Source organism: Variovorax sp. M-6 (assembly GCF_052114385.1).
Lineage (GTDB): Bacteria > Pseudomonadota > Gammaproteobacteria > Burkholderiales > Burkholderiaceae_C > Variovorax.
In genome coordinates this window covers 101299-121382 of sequence record NZ_JBFREQ010000025.1, presented here as the reverse complement: position 1 = coordinate 121382, position 20084 = coordinate 101299, and the positions used below count along the sequence as shown (strand labels likewise).

The following is a 20084-nucleotide window of genomic DNA, read 5'->3' as shown; positions in this document are numbered from 1 at the left end:
CATCATCCAGACCGAAGGCCGCGGCCCGGCGGACCTCAAGATCACTGAGGCCGACTGCAGGGCCCAGGGCAAGGCCAGGAACCGCACCGCGCTCATTGCCTGCTTCGAGCCGAACCGCCGCGTGGAGATCCGCGCCGCGGGCGAGCAGGTGCTCTAGCGTGCGCTGACGTCGGTTCGGCCCTCGGCGCGGCGGCGTACGCGAGCCTGACGCGGCGCTATCCGCGCCGCTGCCCGTCCACGAAGACCGCCAGTTCCCGCGGTGCGAAGGCCGTCCATTGCTCGTTGGTGGTCAGCGGCGCAGTCACCACCACGGCCACGCGATCGTTCGGCGTGGTGTGCTGGGCGAAGTCGATGCTCAGGTCCTCGTCCGACAGCTCCGCGGTCAGGAAGGGATGCCGGCGTTCGACATACCAGAGGTGGGTCGAGGCATGGGCCCACAGTGCCTGCCCGTTCGACAGCATGAAATTGAAGGTGCCGTGCGCCGCCAGCCGCGGTGCCAGTTCGCGCAGCGTGAGGGTCAACTCCTCGATGCTCGGCACGTCGGCATGCGACTTGGCGAGCTCCTGCATGATCCAGCAGAAGGCGTGCTCGCTGTCGGTGCTGCCGACCGGATGGAAGTTGCCGTGCAGCCGCGGCCGGAAGTCCTTCAGGTCGCCGTTGTGGGCGAACACCCAGTAGCGGCCCCAGAGCTCGCGCACGAAGGGGTGGCAGTTCTGCAGGTTCACCGCGCCCTGCGTGGCCTTGCGGATGTGGGCGATGACGTTGCGGCTCTGGATCGGATAGCGCCGGATCAGCTCGGCCACCGGCGATTCGCAGGCCGGCTGGTGATCGACGAAATGCCGCAGGCCGCGGTCCTCGAAGAAGGCGATGCCCCAGCCGTCGGCATGGTGGTCGGTGCGCCCGCCGCGCTGGGCGAAGCCCGTGAAGCTGAAGGTCACGTCGGTCGGCGTGTTGCAGTTCATTCCGAGCAGCTGGCACATGAGGGCTATTAGACCGCAGCCGCGCGCTCAGTTTTCAGTGGCCGACGGCTTCACCCTCAATTGCCAGGCCGCGACGATGGCCAGCGCGCACAGGCCGGCCAGCATCGCGAACACCTCGTCGAAGGCCGCCAGCCGCGCCGGGCTGGTGGCCAGGTTGGCGAGTGAGTCGCCGTGCGCGGCCAGCCGCCATTCGAGCACGATCGCGCACAGGCTCACGCCGGCGGCGCCGCCGAGCATGCGCAGGAAGTTGATGGCGCTCGCGCCCTGCGGAATCAGCGGCTTGGCCAGCGGACGCATCGAGCCGAGATTGAGCGAGGGCAGGATGAAGCCCAGGCCGATGCGCCCGACGATCGCGAACGCCACCAGCAGCCACAGCGGGCTTTCCAGCCGCAGCACCACCATCAGCGCGAAAGAGGCGGCCAGCAGCGCCAGCCCGATGCACACCAGCAGGTAGGTCGGCTGCCGGTCGGCCAGCCGGCCGACGCCGGCAATGGTCAGCGCGAGCACGATGCCGGCCGGCAGCAGGATGGTGCCGACATGGGAGGCCGAGAGCTGCAGGCCGACCTGCATGTAGACCGGCAGCAGGTAGGTCGATCCGAACAGCGCCGTGCCGTAGATGAAGGCGACCACGCTGCCCATGGCGAACTGCCGGTACTGGAACAGGGCCAGGTTCATCAGCGGCGCGCCGCCGCTGGCGGCCAGGCGCTTCTGCCAGGCGACGAAGGCGCCGAAGGCGATGCCGGCGCCGGCCAGCAGCAGCGTGGCGTGCAGCGCTGAGTCGCCGCGCAGCGCCACCAGGCCGTTCAGCAGGCACAGGGTGCCGACGGTGCCCAGCCCCAGGCCGCGCCAGTCGAGTCGGTCGCTGCGCGCCGCCACCGCGCCGCCCGGTGCCGTGGTCGGCACGAACTTGTAGGCCAGCCAGATCGAGGCGAGGCAGAACGGCACCACCATGAAGAAGATCGAGCGCCAGCCGAACAGGTCGACCAGCACGCCGCCGATGCTCGGGCCGATGGCCGGCGCCAGCACCACGCCCATGCCGAAGATGCCGCTGGCCCGCCCCTGCTCGTGGGGCTGGAAGGCGCGCAGGATGATGATGGCCGGGATCGGCTGGACGACGCCGGCGGCCAGTCCCTCGATCACGCGCGCGATCAGCACCAGCGTGAAGTCGGTCGCCAGCCCGCCGGCCAGGCCGCCCGCGAGCAGCAGCACCATGGTGCCGACGTAGGTGCGCCGGTAGCCGTAGCGCGAGAGCAGCCAGGGCGTGGTCAGCATCGACACGGTCATCGCCACCATGAAGCCGGAGCTGACCCACTGGGCGCGCTCCTGGCCGAGGGAGAAGTGATGGCTCAGGCCCGGAATGGCGACATTGACGATGGTGGATGACATGATCGAGGCCATCACGCCCACCATGACGGAAAGCAGCAGGTACCAGCGGTAGCGCTCGCCGTAGCGGCTGCTCAGGGACTGCAAGGGAGGATTGTTCATGGAGGGGAGGGGCACCCGGGCTCGGGCTGTCCTACAAGGATATCGGCGTTTGCACGCCCTGCGTGGCGCAGATCGGACGCCCACAATCAACAACCGCTGGCCCTGAAGACTTCGAACACCGACATGGAATCCCCGACCGACGACCGCGCAGCGCCGCCCGGTGTCGCCGACAGCGGCCCTTCGCTGGCGGCCGAACTGCAGGCCCCGACGCTGACTCGCGCCTACCGGTGCCAATGCGGCCGGCCGGTCTTCCTGCGCAACAGCCAGTGCCTGGCCTGCCGGACGCCGCTGGGCTACGTGATCGAGCGCCTCGGCGTGGTGCCGCTCGCGCCGGCCGGCTTCCAGGAGGCCGAGGCCGACACCTTCACGGTCTTTGGAGACACTTCCGGCAGGGCCTACCGCCGCTGCGCCAACCTGATGACCCCGGCGGCCTGCAACTGGATGGTGCCGGCGCCGCGCGAGGGCGACGATCCGGCCTTCGGCACCGACGGCCTGGTGCCCGGCCTGTGCCTGTCGTGCAGCGTCACGCGCACCATCCCCGACCTATCGATCGAGGGCAACGGCGCGCTGTGGCGCAGCCTCGAACTGGCCAAGCGCCGGCTGATCTCGCAGCTGCTCGCGCTGGGCCTGCCGGTGGTCACGCGCCTGAGCGATCCGGTGCACGGCCTGGCCTTCGACTTCCTGAGCCACATGGCCGGCGGGCCGCACGTCCTCACCGGTCACGAGATGGGCGTCATCACGCTCAATGCCGAGGAGGCAGAGGACGCGGTGCGCGAGCGCATCCGGGCCGAGATGCGCGAGCCCTACCGCACGCTGCTGGGCCACTTCCGGCATGAGATCGGCCACTACTACTGGGACCTGCTGGTGGCGCCGACGCCCTGGATCGAGGGCTTCCGCCAGCTCTTCGGCGACGAGCGCGACGACTACGCCACCGCCTTGCGCAACCACTACGACAGGGGCCCGCCCCCCGACTGGGCCGATCGCTTCGTGACCAGCTATGCGAGTTCGCACCCCTGGGAAGACTGGGCCGAGACCTGGGCCCACTACCTGCACATGGCGGACACTGCCGACACCGCGATGAGTTTCGGCGTCGACGCGCAGAACGTCGAACTCGCCAGCGACCTGTTCGGCCTGTCCGACCTGTGGCAGCCCGAGCACCCGGACGCGGCGCGCTTCCTCGACTTCCTCAACGGCTGGGTGCGCCTCACCAACGTGCTCAACGAGCTGTCGCGCAGCATGGGCCAGCCCGACTGCTACCCTTTCGTGCTGCCGCGCAGGGCGGTCGGCAAGCTGCAGTTCATCCACCAGGTGATCAGCGCGCCGCGCGGCGGCGACGGGCTGCCGGCGCCTAACGCTCAGGTTTGAAGCGCCTCCTGCGCCGCGCAGCGCGCGCAGATGCAGGCCAGCCGGCGGCTGGCGGCCGGCACGCGCGCCAGCAAGCCCTCGCTGAAGTCGGCCTCCATGCACCAGCAGGGCGGCTGCGCCTGGCCGGTCTCGCGCTCGATCTCCAGGGCGCAGCGATTCGACTCGCCGCACAGGGGGCAGCGCGAAGGATCGGGGCGTGTCCCTGCGTCCATCATGCGACCTCGAAAGCCGGCAGCCTCTTGGGGACCGGGAAGTTGTCGAGCGTCACGTAGACCGGCAGGCCGTCGCGGTAGGCCGGGTAGTCCTCGCCCTGGATCAGCGGCAGCAGATAGCGCCTGCACTTGTCGGTGATGCCCCAGCCGTCGTCCGAGATGAAGTCGCGCGGCATGAACTTCTCGGCGTTGGCCACCGCATCGAGTGGTGCCGTGCCGATGCGATACGCATAGGGCAGGTCCGAAGTGCGTTCGATGGTCGGCATCACCGCGTTGCGGCCTTCGAGCGCGAGCTCGACCGCGCGCTGGCCGAGCTCGTAGGCCTGCCTGACGTCGGTGGCGGAGGCGATGTGCCGCGCCGCGCGCTGCAGGTAGTCGGCCACCGCCCAATGGAACTTGTGGCCCAGCGCGTCCTTGATCATCTGCGCCACCACGGGCGCCGCGCCGCCGAGCTGCGCATGGCCGAAGGCGTCCTTGCTGCCCTGCTCGGCGAGGAACGTGCCGTCGGGGTGGTGGCAGCCTTCGGACACCACCACCGTGCAGTAGCCGTGCTTCTTGACCAGCGCGTCCACCCGCGCCACGAACGCGACGCGATCGAAGGGAATCTCCGGGAACAGGATGACGACCGGAATGCCCTGCGCCTCGACCAGCCCGCCGGCCGCGGCGATCCAGCCGGCATGCCGGCCCATCACCTCGATCACGAACACCTTGGTCGAGGTGGCGGCCATCGAGCGGACGTCGAGCGAGGCCTCGAGGGTCGACACCGCCACGTACTTGGCGACCGAGCCGAAGCCCGGGCAGCAGTCGGTCAGCGGCAGGTCGTTGTCGATGGTCTTGGGCACGTGGATCGCCTGCAGCGGATAGCCCAGCGACTGCGACAGCTGGCTCACCTTGAAACAGGTGTCGGCCGAATCGCCGCCGCCGTTGTAGAAGAAATAGCCGATGCCGTGGGCCTTGAAGACCTCGATCAGGCGCTCGTACTCGCGCCGGTTCTTCTCGAGCGACTTGAGCTTGTAGCGGCAGGAGCCGAAGGCGCCCGAGGGCGTGGCGCGCAGGGCGGCGATCGCCTCGGCCGATTCGCGGCCGGTGTCGATCAGGTCTTCGGTCAGCGCGCCGAGGATGCCGTTGCGTCCGGCGTAGACGCTGCCGATGCGGTCCGGGTGCCGGCGGGCGGTCTCGATCACGCCGCAGGCCGAGGCGTTGATCACGGAGGTGACGCCGCCGGACTGGGCGTAGAAGGCGTTGAGCGTGGGCATGGCGCATTGTCCTGCAGCCTCCGCGCGCATGCCAGGGGGCGGCGTTCAGCGCCCGGGCAGCCCCATCGCGCGCGTGATCACCTCTTTCATGATCTCGTTGGTGCCGCCGTAGATGCGCTGCACCCGGGCATCGGCGTAGGCCCGCGTGACCGGGTACTCCCACATGAATCCGTAGCCGCCGTGCAGCTGCACGCATTCGTCCATCACCTTGCACTGCAGGTCGCTGGTCCAGTACTTGGCCATGCTGGCGGTCGCGGTGTCGAGCTTCTCGACCCTCAGCAGCTCGATGCACTTGTCGACGAAGACCTGCGCCACCTGCACCTCGGTCTGCAGCTCGGCCAGCGTGTAGCGCGTGTTCTGGTAGGCGCCGACGGGCTGGCCGAACACCTTGCGTTCCTTCACGTAGGCCACGGTCTGGTCGATGATCGATTGCGAGGCGGCCACCGCGCCGATCGCGATCTGCAGGCGCTCCCAGGGCAACTGTTCCATCAGGCAGACGAAGCCGCGGTTTTCCTGCGCCGCGCCGCCCAGCAGCGCCTCGGCCGGCAGCCGCACGCCGTCGAAGAACAGCTCGGAGGTGTCCTGCGCCTTCAGGCCCAGCTTCTTGAGCCGCTTGCCCTTCTCGAAGCCGGGCGTGCCGCGCTCCACCAGGAACAGGCTGGTGCCCTTGGCACCGCCGGCCGGGTCGGTCTTGGCGACCACGATCACCAGGTCGGCATGCCAGCCGTTGGTGATGAAGGTCTTGCTGCCGTTCAGCAGGTAGCTGCCGTCGGCCTGCTTGAGCGCGGTGCTTCGCACCGCCTGCAGGTCGCTGCCGGCGGCCGGCTCGCTCATCGCGATGGCGCCGATCATCTCGCCGCTCGCGAGCTTGGGCAGGTAGTGCTTCTTCTGTTCCTCGGTGCCGTAGCGCAGGATGTAGGGTGCCACGATCTCGCTGTGCAGCCCGTAGCCAATCCCCGTGAAGCCGCGGGCCCAGAGCTCCTCGAACTGGATCACCGAATAGAGCAGGTCGGCGCCCGAGCCGCCATATTCTTCCGGCAGCGACATGCAGAGGAAGCCGTTCTCGCCGGCCTTGTTCCAGACCGTCCGGTCGACGTAGCCCTGCTCCTCCCAGGCCTCGTGGAAGGGCGCGATCTCCTTGTCCATGAAGCGGCGGAAGGAGTCGCGGAAGGCCTCGTGGTCGGGGCCGAAAAGGGTGCGTTCGATCATGGCGTTCAGCGCGCGGGAAAGACCGGCGGGCGCTTCTGCAGGAAGGCCGTCACGCCCTCGGCGAAGCTCGGCTGCTCGATCAGCTCGCGCTGGCGCTCGCTCTCGTAGTGCAGTTGTTCGGGCAGCGTGTGGCGCTCCGACAGCTCGATGGCGCGGCGCGCCTCGAGCACCGCATGCGCCGGCAGGCGCGCCAGGCGCTGCGCGATCTTCATGGCATCGAGCAGCAGCAGGTCGTCGTCGATCGCGGCCCAGATCAGGCCCCATTGCGCGGCGGTCTCGGCCCCGAGCTTCTCGTCGAGCAGCGCCATGCCCAGCGCGCGCGCCGGGCCGATCCGGCGCGGGATGAACCAGGTGCAGCCGAGGTCGGGCACGATCCCGAGCTTGGGCAAGAAGGGCAGGTAGAAGTACGCGCTGCGCGCCGCCAGCACGATGTCGCAGGCCAGCGCCAGGCCGACGCCCGCACCGGCTGCCGGGCCGTTGACCGCGCAGACGACCGGCACCGGCAGTGCGCGCAGTTCCTCGATCAGCGGATTGCTCATCGACTGCATCCAGTCGGCCGTCTGGTCGCCCAGCGTCTTGCCGGCTTCGGGCTCGCGCATCGCGCTCAGGTCGGCGCCGACGCAGAAGGCCTTGCCCGCGCCCGTGAGCACCACGGCGCGCACCTGGCTGTCGGCGCGCACGCGCGCCAGGCATTCGCGCAGTTCCTGCTGCAGGTCGAGCGCGATCGGGTTGAGCTTGGATGGCAGGTTCAGCGTGAGGGTCGCGATGCCGTCGTTGAGTTCGTAGAGGACGGCGCCCATCAGAGCCGCTCCACGATCGTCACATTGGCCATGCCGCCGCCTTCGCACATGGTCTGCAGGCCGTAGCGCTTGCCGCGCTGTCCGAGCGCATTGACCAGCGTGGTCATCAGCTTGGTGCCCGAGGCGCCGAGCGGATGGCCCAGCGCGATCGCGCCGCCGTTCACGTTGAGCTTCGCCGGGTCGGCCCCCAGCTTTTGCAGCCAGGCCAGCGGCACCGGCGCGAAGGCCTCGTTGACCTCGTAGAGGTCGATGTCCTCGATCTTCAGGCCGGCCTTCGAAAGCGCCCGCGCGGTCGCGGGGATCGGCGCCTCCAGCATGATCACCGGGTCGTGGCCCAGGACGCTCATGTGGTGGATGCGCGCGAGCGGCTTCACGCCCAGCGCCTTCAGGCCGCGCTCGTTGACCACCAGCACGCCGCTGGCGCCGTCGCAGATCTGGCTCGCGGTGGCCGCGGTACAGCGGCCGCCCTCGGCGATCAGCTTGACGCCGGCGATGCCTTCGAGCGTGGCGTCGAAGCGGATGCCTTCGTCGACCGTGTGCATCTCGCCGCTGGCCGAGCCGTCGGCCAGGCGGACCTCGATCGGGACGATCTCGTCGGCGAAGGCATGCTCGCGGCTGGCGGCGATGGCTCGCCGGTGGCTTTCGAGGGCGTAGCGGTCGAGCATGTCCTTCGTGAGGCCGTAGTTCTTCGCGATCATCTCGGCCCCGGTGAACTGGCTGAACTCCACGCCCGGGTAGCGCCGCTGCATCGCGGGGCTCATGTAGGTGCCGAGGCCGGCCTTGGCCGGCAGTGCGTTGGGCGTGAACATCGGCACCCGCGTCATGCTCTCGACGCCGGCCGCGATCACCGCGTCCATGCTGCCGGACATCACGGCCTGGGCCGCGAAATGCAGCGCCTGCTGCGAGGAGCCGCACTGGCGGTCGACCGAGGTGCCCGGGACCGATTCGGGCAGCTTCGACGCCAGCACCGCGTTGCGCGCCACGTTGGTCGCCTGCTCGCCGACCTGGCTCACGCAGCCGAGGATCACGTCCTCCACCGCGGCCGGATCGATGCCGCTGCGCGCCACCAGCGCGTCGATGACCTGGGCGGCCAGGTCGACCGGGTGCCAACCGGAAAGCCTGCCGCCGCGACGGCCGCCCGCGGTGCGCGCGGTGGCCACGATGAATGCCTCTGCCATGGTGTGTCCTTCATCCGAGAAATGGGGGCCCGGAGCGGACGGCGCTGCGCGGCCGATCGAACGGCGGCGGCGGATTGGCGTCTTCCCTGGCCACGAGCGTCGATGGTTCAACGCCCGGGCGTTCGGGTCAAGCCGGGGACATCCCGTGGGCGTGGGGCCACAGTCGCCAAGGCGACCGTGCCGCCGGTGCCGGTGCGGCCGCGACCGAGAGCTTGGCGGCGCTGAAGCGCACGCAGGACGGCTCCAGCGCCGCTACCAGCGCCCGCCGGTGCGAATCGCTGCGGAAGCGCTCGCCCGGTTCGAGGACGATGTCGCGCCGGTCGTGGTCGAGCGTGATCCAGACCGCGCCGCTGGTGCATTCGATGTCGACCTCGTGGGCGTCGGGCAGGGTGAAGATCGACTTCTTGGGCAGGCTGAGGCTGAGGCGCTGGGTACGGGGGGTCATGGTGGCTCCTTTGCATTCTTCCTGCGAATGAATATAGTCAGTGGTCCCCTCTGTGTCATACGGTCTTTGGGAACTCGTTGCATGCGTATTGAGAATGTGAATCCCATTCCCGGCGGGATCGACCTGCCGCCGCTGGAGCTGCTGCGCAGCTTCGAGGCGGCGGCGCGCACGCTGAGCTTCACGCAGGCGGCGACCGAGGTGTTCCTCACCCAGTCGGCGGTGAGCCGGCAGATCCAGCAGCTCGAGGCCAGCCTCGGCGTCCTGCTGTTCGAGCGCCGCCACCGCGCCCTGGCGCTGACCGAGGCCGGCCGCGTGCTGCAGCGCGCGGTGGTCGAGAGCCTGGAGCGGCTGCGGGATGCCACGGCGCGCGTACGTGCCGTGCCGGTTCTGCGCCAGGTCGCGATCACCACCACGCCGGGCTTCGCCTCGCTGTGGCTGATCCCGCGGCTGGCGCGCTTCACCGCCGACCATCCGAGGGTCGACGTGCGCGTGTCGGCCACGCTCGAGGTGCAGGACCTCGAGCGCAGCCGGATCGACGTCGCGGTGCGCTTCGTGCCGATCGCCCGGGGCACCGGCCCGACCCTGTTCGAGGAGTCGGTGATGCCGCTGTGCGCGCCGCGCATCGCCGCCGCCCTGGCATCGCCGTCCGACCTGCCGAACCAGACCCTGCTGACGGTGGACCTGCCGAATCACGCCGAGTCGCCCACCGCCGACTGGGAGCCCTGGCTCGAGGTGATGGGGCTCGCCGACCTGCGCATGAAGAACACGCTGCGTTTCACCCAGTACGCCGACGCGGTGGCGGCCGCGGTGGCGGGGCAGGGCGTGGTCATCGGCCGGCTGCCGCTGCTGCGCGAACTGGTGCGGACCGGGCAATTGGTGGCGCCCTTCGGCGAAGGCGCGGCGTCGCGGCGCGGCTATTTCATCGAGACCTCGCGCCGCGCGGCGGGCAATGCCGATGCCCAGGATTTCGTGCGCTGGCTGCGGGCAGAAGCCGAGGCGGCGAGTCGGGACTGAGCGGCGGCATTACAGTCGAGGCCATTCCTTGCCCGATGTGGGCCCCGATTCCGCTGACCAGACACCTTGATGAATTCGACGACCGAAACCGCCGCCCCCGCACCGACTGCCGCCAGGAAGGGCCGCCGCAATCCGCAGCCCGCCGCCAAGGCGAAGGCGCCGCAGCGCCAGCGCAAGGTGCACCCCGTGCTCGAACGGCTTTTCGAGCTGTATCCGAAGTTGTTCGGTCCGCGCTTCCTGCCGCTCAAGCTGGGCGTCTACCAGGAATTGCTGGCGCTGCACCCCGACGATTTCAAGAAGGAAGACCTGAAGATCGCCATGGGCTTGCACGCGCGGTCCACGCGATATCTCGAGGCCGTGGCCTCCGGCGCCCAGCGCCATGACCTGAATGGAGAGCCGGTGGAGGCCGTGGCGCCCGAGCACGTGCACCACGCGATCCTGGAAGTGTTCAAGCGCCGCCATGCCCGTACCGGCGAAGACGTGCGGCCTGCGCTGCGGGCACGGCTGATGGAGGCCATCGAGGCGTCGGGCCTTTCCCGGGAGGACTACATGCTGGTCGTGCGCACCCAGGACGAGGCATCGAACGCGGTGCTCGACGAGGCCTTCGCCGAGCTGGGCGAGCGCACCGCCAAGCGCGAGGCGCTGCAGCGGGCCTTCGCGGCCAGCGGGCGCACCGTGGCGGAATTCGCGGAGATGTACGGGATGGACCCGGCCGAGGTCAGTCGAACGCTCGGCCGCGCCTGACGCGCGCTCCCCGAGGGGAGCGCGTCGGCGAGGAGATCAGGCTGCGGCCTTGACCTTCAAGCGCCATGCATGCAGCAGCGGCTCGGTGTAGCCGCTGGGCTGCTCGATGCCCTTGAACACCAGATCCTGCGCCGCCTGGTAGGCGGCCGAGGTCGCGAAATTGCCGGCCATGTTCCGGTACAGCGGGTCGCCGGCGTTCTGCTTGTCGACCACCGCGGCCATGCGCTCGAAGGTGGCGTTGACCTGCTCCTTGCTCACCACGCCGTGCAGCAGCCAGTTGGCGATGTGCTGGCTCGAGATGCGCAGCGTGGCGCGGTCTTCCATCAGGCCGATGTCGTGGATGTCCGGCACCTTGGAGCAGCCCACGCCCTGGTCGATCCAGCGCACCACGTAGCCCAGGATGCCCTGCACGTTGTTGTCGAGCTCCTGCTGGCGCTCGGCTGCGGTCCAGTCCACCTTGGGCGCCACCGGCACCTGCAGCAGGCCGTCGAGGAGGTTGTCGCGCTCGGCGTTGGCGTCGATCTTTTCGAGTTGCTGCTGCACCTCGGCGACATTGACCTGGTGGTAGTGCAGCGCGTGCAGCGTCGCGGCGGTCGGCGAGGGCACCCAGGCGGTGTTGGCGCCGGCCTTGGGGTGCGCGATCTTCTGTTCGAGCATCGCGGCCATCAGGTCCGGCATGGCCCACATGCCCTTGCCGATCTGCGCCTTGCCGCGCAGGCCGCATGACAGGCCGACCAGCACGTTGTTCTTCTCGTAGGCCTGGATCCACGGCGTGGTCTTCATGTCGCCCTTGCGCAGCATCGCGCCGGCCTGCATGGCGGTGTGCATCTCGTCGCCGGTGCGGTCGAGGAAGCCGGTGTTGATGAAGGCCACGCGCGCCAGGGCCTCGGCGATGCAGGCCTTGAGGTTGAGGCTGGTGCGGCGCTCCTCGTCCATGATGCCGAGCTTGACCGTGTTGGCGGGCAGGCCGAGCAACTGCTCGACGCTCGCGAACAGCGCGCTGGCGAAGGCGACCTCGGCCGGGCCGTGCATCTTCGGCTTCACGATGTAGACGCTGCCGGTGCGCGAGTTGCCCTTGCGCTTCAGGTCGATGGTCGCGATGGTGGTCGTGATGACCGCGTCCATGATGCCTTCGGGGATCTCCTTGCCGCCGGCGTAGAGGATGGCCGGATTGGTCATCAGGTGGCCGACGTTGCGCACGAACATCAGCGAACGGCCGTGCAGCTTCACGGGCTGGCCGTCGGCGCCGGTGTATTCGCGGTCGGGGTTGAGGCCGCGCGTGAAGGTCTTGCCGCCCTTGGCGACTTCCTCGGTCAGGTCGCCCTTCAGGATGCCGAGCCAGTTCGAGTAGGCCAGCACCTTGTCGGCGGCGTCCACCACGGCCACGGAATCCTCGAGGTCGAGGATGGTCGAGAGCGCGGCCTCGAGCACCAGGTCGCTGATGCCGGCGGCGTCGGTCTTGCCGATGGCGGTCGAGCGGTCGATCTGGATGTCGAGGTGGATGCCGTTGTGCTTCAGCAGCACCGACTTCGGCGCCGCCGCGTCGCCCTGGTAGCCGATGAACTGGGCCGGGTCCGCCAGGCCGGTGCTGCTGCTCTGCAGCGCCACCACCAGCCGGCCGCCCTCGACCGTGTAGCCGGTCGCGTGCTTGTGCGAGCCGTTCTCGAGCGGCGCGGCCTGGTCGAGCACGTTGCGCGCGAACTCGATCACCTTGGCGCCGCGCGCCGGGTTGTAGCCCTTGCCCTTCTCGGCGCCGCCGGTCTCGGGGATCGCGTCGGTGCCGTAGAGCGCGTCGTAGAGCGAGCCCCAGCGCGCGTTCGCGGCATTGAGCGCATAGCGTGCGTTGAGGATCGGCACCACCAGCTGCGGGCCGGCCTGCAGGGCGAGCTCGGCGTCGACGTTGGCGGTGGTGGTCTTGACGTCCTTCGGCTGCGGCAGCAGGTAGCCGATCGATTCGAGGAAGGCGCGGTAGGCCGGCATGTCGGCGATCGGGCCCGGGTGCGCCTTGTGCCAGGCGTCCATTTCGCGCTGCAGCCGGTCGCGCTCGGCCAGCAGCGCCAGGTTCTTCGGCGCGAACTCGCTGACGATGGCGTCGAAGCCCTTCCAGAAGACATCGCTGGCGACGCCGGTGGCGGGCAGGACCTTCTGCTCGATGAACTGGTGCAGTTCGGTGGCGACCTGGAGGCCGTGGACAGGGGTGCGGGCGGTCATGAGTCAGTTCTCCTTGATAGATGCGTCCCGGGGACTGTATTCGATACCTGACTGGCCAGTAAGAGCCGAAATCGGGTTTTATCAATGACAAAAATGAATGTAATCTTGCCGTCGAAGGGGCTGTCCAAGGGTACGCCGTGATTGCAAGAAAAGCGCCCGCGGCGCCTCGCGCTCAGACCTGGCCGTTGAGTCTTCGGGCGGCGGCCCGCACCGGCTCGATGTGCTGCGGGTCGTAGCGATGGGCCGGCATGGTCAGCGTGACCGCGGCCGCCAGGCGACCATCGGCATGGAACACCGGCGCCGAGATGCCGGCCAGCTCGGCCGTGCGGTCGCCGACCAGCGCGCAGTAGCCCTGTTCCCGGATGGTCTCGTAAAGGGCGCGATCGCGCGCACCGTGCGGTCTTTCGGCCTCGGGGCCGAATGCGATCAGGATCCGCGCACCGGCGCCGCGGTCGGCCGGCAGCAGGTCGCCGGCGCGCACGTGGTCGCGCACCACGTGCGGCGAGTCCACCCGGTACAGGCACAGGCGGGTCCAGTCTTCGCCCTGCGGCTGTCGCACGTGGTAGGCCGCGCTTTCGCCGGTGGCGGCGACCAGGTCGCGCAACACCGGCGGCACGACGCCGTCGAGCGAGAACGAGGCGGCATACAGGGCGTGCAGGCGGGCGACTTCGGCGCCGAGGGCGTAGCGGCCGTCGTCCTGCCGGCGGATCAGCCGCGCGTGCTCCAGCGAGGCCAGCAGGCGCAGCACCGTGCTCTTGTAGAGCTGCGTGCGCTCGGCGAACTGCGCCAGCGTGAGCGCAGCGTCTCCGGCCTGGAAGGCCGAGAGCAGGCTCAGCGCGCGATCCACCGCCGCGGCGCCGCCGGGCGCGGCGTTCAGGTCGGACACCGATTCGGTTTGGGATTTGCGTGGCATGGGCGTGGCTTGACAGGCTGCGCGTTCGTCGGTCTAATTCTGTTTGTTGGAATATAGTTCTGCAAGATAGAACAGTCAAGTCGATTCAAACAGGAGACAAGAGCGATGACAGCCCCTGATGTGCTCGTCAGCGAGGTCGGCCCGCGCGACGGCCTGCAGTCCGTCAAGGCGGCGATGCCCACGGCGGACAAGCTGCGCTGGATCGACGCCCTCCACGCGGCCGGTGTCAGGGAGATCGAGGTCGCCTCCTTCGTGCCGGCCCGGCTGCTGCCGCAGATGGCGGACGCCGCCGAGGTGGTGCGCCATGCCATCACGCTGCCCGGCCTGACCGTGATGGCGCTGGTGCCGAACCGCAGGGGCGCGGAGGCCGCGCTCGCGGCCGGCGTCCACAAGCTCACGGTGCCGGTGTCCGCGAGCGCGGCCCATTCGCTCGCCAACGTGAGGAAGACGCGCGAGCAGATGGTCGACGAGGTTCGGGCCATCGCCGAGCTGCGCCGCGAACTCGCGCCGCAGGTCGGGCTCGAAGCCGGCATCTCGACCGCTTTCGGTTGCACGCTGCAGGGCCAGGTGCCCGAGGACGATGTGATCCGGCTCGCCGCCCTGTGCATCGCGGCGGGCGCCGACGAGTCGGGCCTGTCCGACACCGTGGGCTATGCGAACCCGGCGCATGTGCGCCGCCTGTTCAGGCGCCTGCGCGCCGAGATCGGCGACCACGCCGGCGCGGCCCACATGCACAACACCCGCGGGCTCGGCCTCGCCAACTGCCTGGCCGCTTTCGAGGAGGGGGTGCGCACCTTCGACGCCTCGCTCGGCGGCCTGGGCGGCTGCCCCTATGCACCCGGTGCCTCGGGCAACGTCGTGACCGAGGACCTGGTCTTCATGTTCGAGGCCATGGGCGTCGCGACCGGCATCGACCTCGCCAAGCTCATCGCGGCCCGTGCGCCGCTCATCGCCGGCCTGCCGGGCGAACCGGTCTACGGCATGACGCCCGAAGCCGGCCTGCCCAAGGGCTTCACACAAGGAACCCAGGGAACCGCACATGTCTGAATCCACCTCTGCGCCGCTGCCGTACGCGGGCATCCGAGTCATCGAATTCACCCACATGGTGATGGGCCCGACCTGCGGCATGCTGCTGGGAGACCTCGGCGCCGAGGTGATCAAGGTCGAGCCGATAGCGGGCGACAACACGCGCCGCCTGCTGGGTTCGGGGGCCGGCTTCTTCCCGACCTTCAACCGCAACAAGAAGAGCATCGCGCTCGACCTCAAGAAGCCCGAGGGCGTCGAGGCCGCGCTGCGCCTGATCGCGACCGCCGACATCGTGAGCGAAAACTTCAAGCCCGGCACGATGAAGAAGCTGGGCCTCGACCATGAGAGCCTGAGCAAGCTCGACCCGCGCCTCATCTACGTCAGCCACAAGGGCTTCCTGCCCGGCCCCTACGACCACCGCACCGCCCTCGACGAGGTGGTGCAGATGATGGGCGGCCTGGCCTACATGACCGGCCGCTCGGGCGATCCGCTGCGCGCCGGCACCAGCGTCAACGACATCATGGGCGGCATGTTCGGCGCCATCGGCGCGATGGCGGCACTGCGCCAGCGCGAGCTCACGGGCAAGGGCTGCGAGGTGCAGTCGGCCCTGTTCGAGAACAACATCTTCCTGGTCGCGCAGCACATGATGCAGTTCGCCGCCACGGGCCGCGCCGCCGACCCGATGCCGAGCCGGATCTCGGCCTGGGGCGTCTACGATGTCTTCACCGTGAAGGAGGGCGAGCAGATCTTCCTGGCGGTGGTCAGCGACAAGCAGTGGGCGATCTTCTGCAAGGCCTTCGGGCTCGAGGAGATGCTGGCCGATCCGCGCCTGAAGACCAACAACGACCGCGTGCTCGCGCGCGAATGGATGATGCCCGTGCTGCGCTCGCACCTCGCGAGCCGCAGCGCGGCCGAACTCAGCGCCGTGTTCGAGCAGAACGAACTGCCGTTCGCGCCCATCGCCAAGCCGCAGGACCTGTTCGACGACCCGCACCTCAATGCCACCGGCGGCCTGGCGCCGATCCGCATGAACGACGGCAGCCAGTCGAAGGTGCCGCTGATGCCTTTCACGCTCGGCGGCGAGCGGCCCGGCATCCGCCTGCAGCCGCCGCTGCTCGGGGAGCACACGAGCGCGCTGCTCCGGGAAGTGGGCTACAACGACGCCCAGATCGCCGCGCTCAAGACGCACGACATCGTCACCGGAGACTGAACCCTTGCCTGCCCTAGCCCGCCGTGGGCCCTAGGCCAGCTCTTCGTGCAGGCAGAGGATGTTGCCTTCGGTGTCTTCGAACCAGGCCGCCTTCTCGGAGCCCAGCACGCAGACATGCTCGACGGTCTTGAGCCCCGGCAGGTCGTAGTCCGCGAAACGCACGCCACGCTGTTCCAGCGCGGCCACCGCGTCGCCGATGCGCTCGACGCGAAAGCTCAAGGCCGTGTGTTCGGCCTTGGTGCCCTCGGGCTTGGGGAACAGGGCCAGTTCGGTGCCGCCGCAGCGGTAGATGAACTTGCCGTCCGGCTTGGCGCCGAGCGGCTCCAGCCCGAGCATCTGCTCGTAGAACTGGCGTGCGCGGGCAAGATCCTTCACGGGCAACATGCAGGTGACGCTGCTGGCGGCGAGTGGGTTCACGGTATGCGCTCCCGGAGTCTTCCTCCGCCTTGTAGGCGCTTTGCGATGGGCGCGCCATGGGGAGGAACGCGTAGGCGCGGTCAGGTCCAGGCGCGGCGGATGAAGCTGTTTCGCACACGGCTGCGGCTCTCTGGCCGACGCTCGTGATAATCGCCGGCGATGGACCGCCTGAAGCAACTCGAATCCTTTGTCGCGATCGCCGCCCGCGGCAGCCTCACGGCCGCGGCCAAGGCCGAGGGCGTGGCGCCGGCGATCATCGGCCGCCGCATCGACGCGCTGGAGGAGCGGCTGGGCGTCAAGCTGCTGCTGCGCACCACGCGCCGCATCACGCTCACGCACGAGGGGAGCGCTTTCCTCGAGGACTGCCAGCGGCTGCTGGTCGAGCTCGCGAACGCGGAGGCCAGCGTGAGCGCAGGCGGCGTCAAGGCCAGCGGGCACCTGCGCGTGACCGCGCCGGCGGGCTTCGGCCGGCGTCACGTGGCGCCGCTGGTGCCGCGCTTCCACCAGCTGCATCCCGAGGTCACGATCTCGCTGAACCTCAGCGACCGCGTGGTCGACATGGCGGGCGAGAGCTTCGATTGCGCGGTGCGGGTCGGCGATCTGCCCGATTCCTCGCTGGTGAGCCTGCGCCTGGCGGACAACCGGCGCCGCTGCGTCGCCACGCCCGAGTTCGTGCGCCGCCACGGCGCGCCGCGCCATCCGGGCGAACTGGCGCGCTTCGCCTGCCTCAGCCTGTCGAGCGACGCCTCGCAGACTCGCGGCTGGGCCTTCCGGGTGCCGGCGGCCGGTGGCGAGCACGAGGTGATCCACCTGAAGCCGACCGGACCGCTCGACTGCTCCGACGGCCAGGTGCTGCACGACTGGTGCCTGGCCGGCCACGGCATCGCCTGGCGCAGCACCTGGGAGGTCGAGGCCGAGATCGATGCCGGCCTGCTGGTGCCGCTGCTCGACGAGTTCGCGGCGCCGCCCAACGGCATCTACGCCGTGTTCCCGCAGCGCAAGCACCTGGCCCTGCGGGTGCGCCTGTGGCTGGACTTCCTGAAGGCGCAGTACGCGCGGCCGGAGTTCTGGGGCGGCACAATCGCAGCGCCCAAGAAAACCAAGGAGTCCCCCCGATGACGCTCGAAGCCATCCTCGCCTACCTGCACCTGCTGGCCATCCTGACGCTGGTGGTGTTCATCGCCAGCGAGGCTGCGCTGTGCCGCGTCGAGTGGCTCAACGCGGCCGTGGTCGAGCGCCTGGCCAAGGTCGACCGGATCTACGGCATCGCCGCGGTGGCGGTCATCGCCACCGGCGTGGCGCGCACCTGGTGGGGCATGAAGGGCACGGCCTGGTACTGGACCAACCCGCTGCTGCACCTGAAGCTCACGCTGTTCGTCATCGTCGGCCTGATCTCGATCTTTCCGACGATGCGCTACCTGCGCTGGCGCAAGGCGCTGCGCGCCACCGGCGCGCTGCCGGCCGAGGCCGAGGTCCGCAAGACCCGCAAGCTGGTGATGATCCAGGCCCACCTGATCGCGCTGATCCCACTGGCGGCCGTGTTCCTGGCCCGCGGCTTCGGCGCCAGGAGCTAGCCCGATGAAGCCGGCGTACGTCAAGGCCCTGTTCGCCGGCACCATCTTCACCAGTGCCTTCCTGCTGTTCCTGGTCCAGCCGCTGATCGCCAAGCAGATCCTGCCCTGGTTCGGCGGCTCGGCGGCGGTGTGGTCGGTCTGCATGGTGTTCTTCCAGGTCGTGCTGCTGGCGGGCTATGCGTACTCGGACTGGATCACGCGGCGACTCGGTTCGCGCACCCAGGCGCGGCTGCACGTCGCGCTGCTGCTCGCGAGCCTGGCCTTCCTGCCGATCGTGACCAGCGAGCGCTGGAAGCCGACCGGTGCCGAAGACCCGACGCTGTGGATCCTGGGCCTGCTGGTCGGCACCATCGGCCTGCCGTATTTCCTGCTGTCGACCACCGGGCCGCTGGTGCAGTCGTGGGTGGCGCGCACGCCCTGGGGCGCGCAGGTGTACCGCTACTTCTCGCTCTCCAACCTGGCCTCGCTGGTGTCGCTCCTGAGCTATCCGGTGCTGATCGAGCCGCACAGCTCGCTGTGGCAGCAGGCCTGGGGCTGGTCGGCGGCCTACGGCGTCTTCGTGCTGCTGTGCGCGGGCACCACGCTCTACGTGTCGCGCCACTGGGCGACCGATGCGACGCCCGTCGTCGCGCCGCGGCAGGCCGACGCCACGCCGGCCGCCAGACCGCGCGCCGCCGACCATCTGATGTGGCTCGCGCTGCCGGCCCTGGGCTCCTGGCTGCTGCTCGCCATCACGAACCACATCACGCAGAACGTGGCGGCCATCCCCTTCCTGTGGGTGCTGCCGCTGTCGGTGTACCTGCTGACCTTCGTCCTGACCTTCGAGAGCGACCGCTGGTATCGCCGCCCGGTGTTCGTCCCGCTGGCCGCCGCGATGCTGGCGCTGTGCGCCTTCGGGCTGCAGCACAGCCTAGGCTCCGATCTGCGCACGGCGCTGCCGATCTACATCGTCGGCCTGTTCGCGCTGTGCATGTTCCTGCACGGCGAAATGGCGCGCCTGCGCCCCGGTGGCGCCTACCTGACGCGCTTCTACCTGATGCTGTCGCTGGGCGGCGCGCTCGGCGGCGTCAGCGTCGGGCTGGTGGCGCCGCACGTGCTGCCGGCCTACTACGAGCTGGGCGTCGGCCTCGTGCTGTGCGCGCTGATCGCGGCCGTGCTGTGGCGCCGGCGCCGCATCGGCATGGCGGCTTCGCTCGCGCTGGCGGGGGCCTGCGCCTGGTTCCTGGCGCTGCAGGTCGAGGACGATTCGACCGGCGCGCGCCGCATGCAGCGCAACTTCTACGGCACGCTGGTCACGCTCGACGCCGAGCGCGGCGCCGCCGGGGACCGGGTGCGCCAGATGTTCCACGGCTCGGTCAAGCACGGCGAGCAGTACCTGGCGCCGTCACGCCGGCGCGAGCCGACCGCCTACTACGGGCCGAGCTCGGGCGTCGGCCTGGCGATCGCGGCGGCGCCGGCCACGCCGCGCCGCGTCGGGCTGATCGGCCTGGGCGCCGGCACGCTGGCGACCTATGGCCGGCCCGGCGACATCTACCGGGTCTACGAGATCAATCCGCAGGTGTTCGAACTCGCCGACAGCGAGTTCAGCTTCCTGGCCGACAGCCCGGCGCGCATCGAGCGGGTGCTCGGCGACGCCCGGCTGGCGCTGGAGCGCGAGAGTCCCCAGGCCTTCGACGTGCTGGCGGTCGATGCCTTCTCGGGCGATTCGGTGCCGGTCCACCTGATCACCTCGGAGGCGATGGCGCTCTACTTCAGGCACATGCGGCCGGGCGGCATCGTCGCCTTCCACGTCACCAACCGCTTCCTGGCGCTGGCGCCCGTGGTCGAGAAGATCGCGCTGGCCCAGGGCCTGCACGTGGCGCTGGTCCATGACGAGCCGAGCGCCGAGGGGCTGCGCAACACCGACTGGGTGCTGGTCAGCCGCGAGCCAGGTCGGCTGGCCGAAGGCGCCATCGGCCAGGCCAGCTCAAGAATTCAGCAGATCGCCGGGCTGGAGCCCTGGACCGACGACGCCAACAACCTCTTCGGCGTCTTGAAATAGCGGG

General features: G+C 69.6%; 19 protein-coding genes. 8 read left to right on the top strand and 11 right to left on the bottom strand.

What is annotated here, in order from left to right:
• Nucleotides 1–215 precede the first annotated feature (215 nt).
• Both AB4Z46_RS25260 and AB4Z46_RS25255 read right to left on the bottom strand, forming a co-directional pair.
• Complete coding sequence (locus AB4Z46_RS25260; RefSeq protein WP_442286294.1) at nucleotides 216–980, bottom strand: class II glutamine amidotransferase; 765 nt, start codon at nucleotides 978–980, stop codon at nucleotides 216–218.
• A 27-nt stretch (nucleotides 981–1007) separates the two neighbouring features.
• Nucleotides 1008–2465, bottom strand: coding sequence for a DHA2 family efflux MFS transporter permease subunit (locus AB4Z46_RS25255; RefSeq protein ID WP_442286293.1), 1458 nt, complete (start codon nucleotides 2463–2465; stop codon nucleotides 1008–1010).
• Between the two features lie 123 nt (nucleotides 2466–2588).
• Here AB4Z46_RS25255 and AB4Z46_RS25250 point away from each other — a divergent pair, with 123 nt between their 5' ends.
• The gene (locus AB4Z46_RS25250; protein ID WP_442286292.1) at nucleotides 2589–3830 is read left to right on the top strand and encodes a zinc-binding metallopeptidase family protein; all 1242 of its coding nucleotides are present in this window, start codon (nucleotides 2589–2591) and stop codon (nucleotides 3828–3830) included.
• Here AB4Z46_RS25250 and AB4Z46_RS25245 read toward each other — a convergent pair.
• The 6 genes from AB4Z46_RS25245 to AB4Z46_RS25220 form a co-directional block, all read right to left on the bottom strand.
• Complete coding sequence (locus AB4Z46_RS25245; RefSeq protein ID WP_442286291.1) at nucleotides 3821–4042, bottom strand: cysteine-rich CWC family protein; 222 nt, start codon at nucleotides 4040–4042, stop codon at nucleotides 3821–3823. The genes AB4Z46_RS25250 and AB4Z46_RS25245 overlap by 10 nt on opposite strands.
• Nucleotides 4042–5298: a 6-phosphofructokinase gene (locus tag AB4Z46_RS25240; RefSeq protein ID WP_442286290.1), complete on the bottom strand. Its 1257-nt coding sequence runs from the start codon at nucleotides 5296–5298 to the stop codon at nucleotides 4042–4044. Before AB4Z46_RS25240 ends, AB4Z46_RS25245 begins: the two co-directional genes overlap by 1 nt.
• A 45-nt stretch (nucleotides 5299–5343) precedes the next feature.
• Entirely contained in the window at nucleotides 5344–6507 is a 1164-nt protein-coding gene (locus tag AB4Z46_RS25235; protein ID WP_442286289.1) for an acyl-CoA dehydrogenase family protein, read from the bottom strand.
• Nucleotides 6508–6512: 5 nt separating this feature from the next.
• Nucleotides 6513–7307 (bottom strand): enoyl-CoA hydratase-related protein, encoded by a 795-nt coding sequence (locus AB4Z46_RS25230; RefSeq protein ID WP_442286288.1) that lies wholly within the window; start codon nucleotides 7305–7307, stop codon nucleotides 6513–6515.
• The gene (locus tag AB4Z46_RS25225; protein ID WP_442286287.1) at nucleotides 7307–8485 is read right to left on the bottom strand and encodes an acetyl-CoA C-acetyltransferase; all 1179 of its coding nucleotides are present in this window, start codon (nucleotides 8483–8485) and stop codon (nucleotides 7307–7309) included. The genes AB4Z46_RS25230 and AB4Z46_RS25225 overlap by 1 nt, the downstream gene beginning before the upstream one ends.
• Before the next feature lie 127 nt (nucleotides 8486–8612).
• Nucleotides 8613–8930, bottom strand: a complete 318-nt coding sequence (locus tag AB4Z46_RS25220; RefSeq protein WP_442286286.1) for a DUF2917 domain-containing protein — start codon at nucleotides 8928–8930, stop codon at nucleotides 8613–8615.
• Between the two features lie 81 nt (nucleotides 8931–9011).
• Here AB4Z46_RS25220 and AB4Z46_RS25215 point away from each other — a divergent pair, with 81 nt between their 5' ends.
• Together AB4Z46_RS25215 and AB4Z46_RS25210 are read left to right on the top strand one after the other, a co-directional pair.
• Nucleotides 9012–9944 carry a LysR substrate-binding domain-containing protein gene (locus tag AB4Z46_RS25215; protein ID WP_442286285.1) on the top strand — a complete coding sequence of 311 codons (933 nt, stop codon included), beginning with the start codon at nucleotides 9012–9014 and terminating at the stop codon, nucleotides 9942–9944.
• 69 nt (nucleotides 9945–10013) lie between these two features.
• Nucleotides 10014–10688, top strand: a complete 675-nt coding sequence (locus AB4Z46_RS25210; protein WP_442286284.1) for a ProQ/FINO family protein — start codon at nucleotides 10014–10016, stop codon at nucleotides 10686–10688.
• A gap of 36 nt (nucleotides 10689–10724) precedes the next feature.
• Here the strand turns inward: AB4Z46_RS25210 and AB4Z46_RS25205 are convergent, their stop codons facing one another.
• The gene (locus tag AB4Z46_RS25205; protein WP_442286283.1) at nucleotides 10725–12899 is read right to left on the bottom strand and encodes a malate synthase G; all 2175 of its coding nucleotides are present in this window, start codon (nucleotides 12897–12899) and stop codon (nucleotides 10725–10727) included.
• A 172-nt stretch (nucleotides 12900–13071) separates the two neighbouring features.
• Nucleotides 13072–13812, bottom strand: a complete 741-nt coding sequence (locus tag AB4Z46_RS25200) for an IclR family transcriptional regulator (RefSeq protein ID WP_442286282.1) — start codon at nucleotides 13810–13812, stop codon at nucleotides 13072–13074.
• A gap of 105 nt (nucleotides 13813–13917) precedes the next feature.
• On the opposite strand from AB4Z46_RS25200, the gene AB4Z46_RS25195 reads away from it, so the two are divergent.
• Together AB4Z46_RS25195 and AB4Z46_RS25190 are read left to right on the top strand one after the other, a co-directional pair.
• Nucleotides 13918–14859 (top strand): hydroxymethylglutaryl-CoA lyase, encoded by a 942-nt coding sequence (locus AB4Z46_RS25195; protein WP_442286281.1) that lies wholly within the window; start codon nucleotides 13918–13920, stop codon nucleotides 14857–14859.
• A complete protein-coding gene (locus tag AB4Z46_RS25190) occupies nucleotides 14852–16048 on the top strand; it encodes a CaiB/BaiF CoA transferase family protein (protein ID WP_442286280.1) in 1197 nt (398 codons plus the stop codon). Before AB4Z46_RS25195 ends, AB4Z46_RS25190 begins: the two co-directional genes overlap by 8 nt.
• A 30-nt stretch (nucleotides 16049–16078) precedes the next feature.
• On the opposite strand, the gene AB4Z46_RS25185 is transcribed toward AB4Z46_RS25190, so the two are convergent.
• A complete protein-coding gene (locus AB4Z46_RS25185; RefSeq protein WP_442286298.1) occupies nucleotides 16079–16432 on the bottom strand; it encodes a VOC family protein in 354 nt (117 codons plus the stop codon).
• A 192-nt stretch (nucleotides 16433–16624) separates the two neighbouring features.
• On the opposite strand from AB4Z46_RS25185, the gene AB4Z46_RS25180 reads away from it, so the two are divergent.
• Genes AB4Z46_RS25180 through AB4Z46_RS25170 form a run of 3 tightly spaced genes read left to right on the top strand, consistent with a single transcriptional unit; the run spans nucleotide 16625 to nucleotide 20080 of the window.
• The gene (locus tag AB4Z46_RS25180; RefSeq protein WP_442286279.1) at nucleotides 16625–17584 is read left to right on the top strand and encodes a LysR family transcriptional regulator; all 960 of its coding nucleotides are present in this window, start codon (nucleotides 16625–16627) and stop codon (nucleotides 17582–17584) included.
• On the top strand, nucleotides 17581–18039 hold the full coding sequence (locus tag AB4Z46_RS25175; RefSeq protein WP_442286278.1) for a DUF2214 family protein: 459 nt from the start codon (nucleotides 17581–17583) through the stop codon (nucleotides 18037–18039). Before AB4Z46_RS25180 ends, AB4Z46_RS25175 begins: the two co-directional genes overlap by 4 nt.
• Nucleotides 18040–18043: 4 nt before the next feature.
• A complete protein-coding gene (locus AB4Z46_RS25170) occupies nucleotides 18044–20080 on the top strand; it encodes a spermidine synthase (protein ID WP_442286277.1) in 2037 nt (678 codons plus the stop codon).
• Nucleotides 20081–20084: the final 4 nt, after the last annotated feature.

What these genes read in the sequence shown, in the direction of transcription:
- AB4Z46_RS25210 (WP_442286284.1), top strand. Translation starts at nt 10,014, where the DNA reads ATGAATTCGACGACCGAAACCGCCGCCCCCGCACCGACTGCCGCCAGG.
- AB4Z46_RS25230 (WP_442286288.1), bottom strand. Translation starts at nt 7,307, where the DNA reads ATGGGCGCCGTCCTCTACGAACTCAACGACGGCATCGCGACCCTCACG.
- AB4Z46_RS25245 (WP_442286291.1), bottom strand. Translation starts at nt 4,042, where the DNA reads ATGGACGCAGGGACACGCCCCGATCCTTCGCGCTGCCCCCTGTGCGGC.
- AB4Z46_RS25180 (WP_442286279.1), top strand. Translation starts at nt 16,625, where the DNA reads ATGGACCGCCTGAAGCAACTCGAATCCTTTGTCGCGATCGCCGCCCGC.
- AB4Z46_RS25260 (WP_442286294.1), bottom strand. Translation starts at nt 980, where the DNA reads ATGTGCCAGCTGCTCGGAATGAACTGCAACACGCCGACCGACGTGACC.
- AB4Z46_RS25190 (WP_442286280.1), top strand. Translation starts at nt 14,852, where the DNA reads ATGTCTGAATCCACCTCTGCGCCGCTGCCGTACGCGGGCATCCGAGTC.
- AB4Z46_RS25235 (WP_442286289.1), bottom strand. Translation starts at nt 6,507, where the DNA reads ATGATCGAACGCACCCTTTTCGGCCCCGACCACGAGGCCTTCCGCGAC.
- AB4Z46_RS25220 (WP_442286286.1), bottom strand. Translation starts at nt 8,930, where the DNA reads ATGACCCCCCGTACCCAGCGCCTCAGCCTCAGCCTGCCCAAGAAGTCG.
- AB4Z46_RS25225 (WP_442286287.1), bottom strand. Translation starts at nt 8,485, where the DNA reads ATGGCAGAGGCATTCATCGTGGCCACCGCGCGCACCGCGGGCGGCCGT.
- AB4Z46_RS25215 (WP_442286285.1), top strand. Translation starts at nt 9,012, where the DNA reads ATGCGTATTGAGAATGTGAATCCCATTCCCGGCGGGATCGACCTGCCG.
- AB4Z46_RS25185 (WP_442286298.1), bottom strand. Translation starts at nt 16,432, where the DNA reads ATGTTGCCCGTGAAGGATCTTGCCCGCGCACGCCAGTTCTACGAGCAG.
- AB4Z46_RS25195 (WP_442286281.1), top strand. Translation starts at nt 13,918, where the DNA reads ATGACAGCCCCTGATGTGCTCGTCAGCGAGGTCGGCCCGCGCGACGGC.
- AB4Z46_RS25170 (WP_442286277.1), top strand. Translation starts at nt 18,044, where the DNA reads ATGAAGCCGGCGTACGTCAAGGCCCTGTTCGCCGGCACCATCTTCACC.
- AB4Z46_RS25205 (WP_442286283.1), bottom strand. Translation starts at nt 12,899, where the DNA reads ATGACCGCCCGCACCCCTGTCCACGGCCTCCAGGTCGCCACCGAACTG.
- AB4Z46_RS25200 (WP_442286282.1), bottom strand. Translation starts at nt 13,812, where the DNA reads ATGCCACGCAAATCCCAAACCGAATCGGTGTCCGACCTGAACGCCGCG.
- AB4Z46_RS25240 (WP_442286290.1), bottom strand. Translation starts at nt 5,298, where the DNA reads ATGCCCACGCTCAACGCCTTCTACGCCCAGTCCGGCGGCGTCACCTCC.
- AB4Z46_RS25255 (WP_442286293.1), bottom strand. Translation starts at nt 2,465, where the DNA reads ATGAACAATCCTCCCTTGCAGTCCCTGAGCAGCCGCTACGGCGAGCGC.
- AB4Z46_RS25250 (WP_442286292.1), top strand. Translation starts at nt 2,589, where the DNA reads ATGGAATCCCCGACCGACGACCGCGCAGCGCCGCCCGGTGTCGCCGAC.
- AB4Z46_RS25175 (WP_442286278.1), top strand. Translation starts at nt 17,581, where the DNA reads ATGACGCTCGAAGCCATCCTCGCCTACCTGCACCTGCTGGCCATCCTG.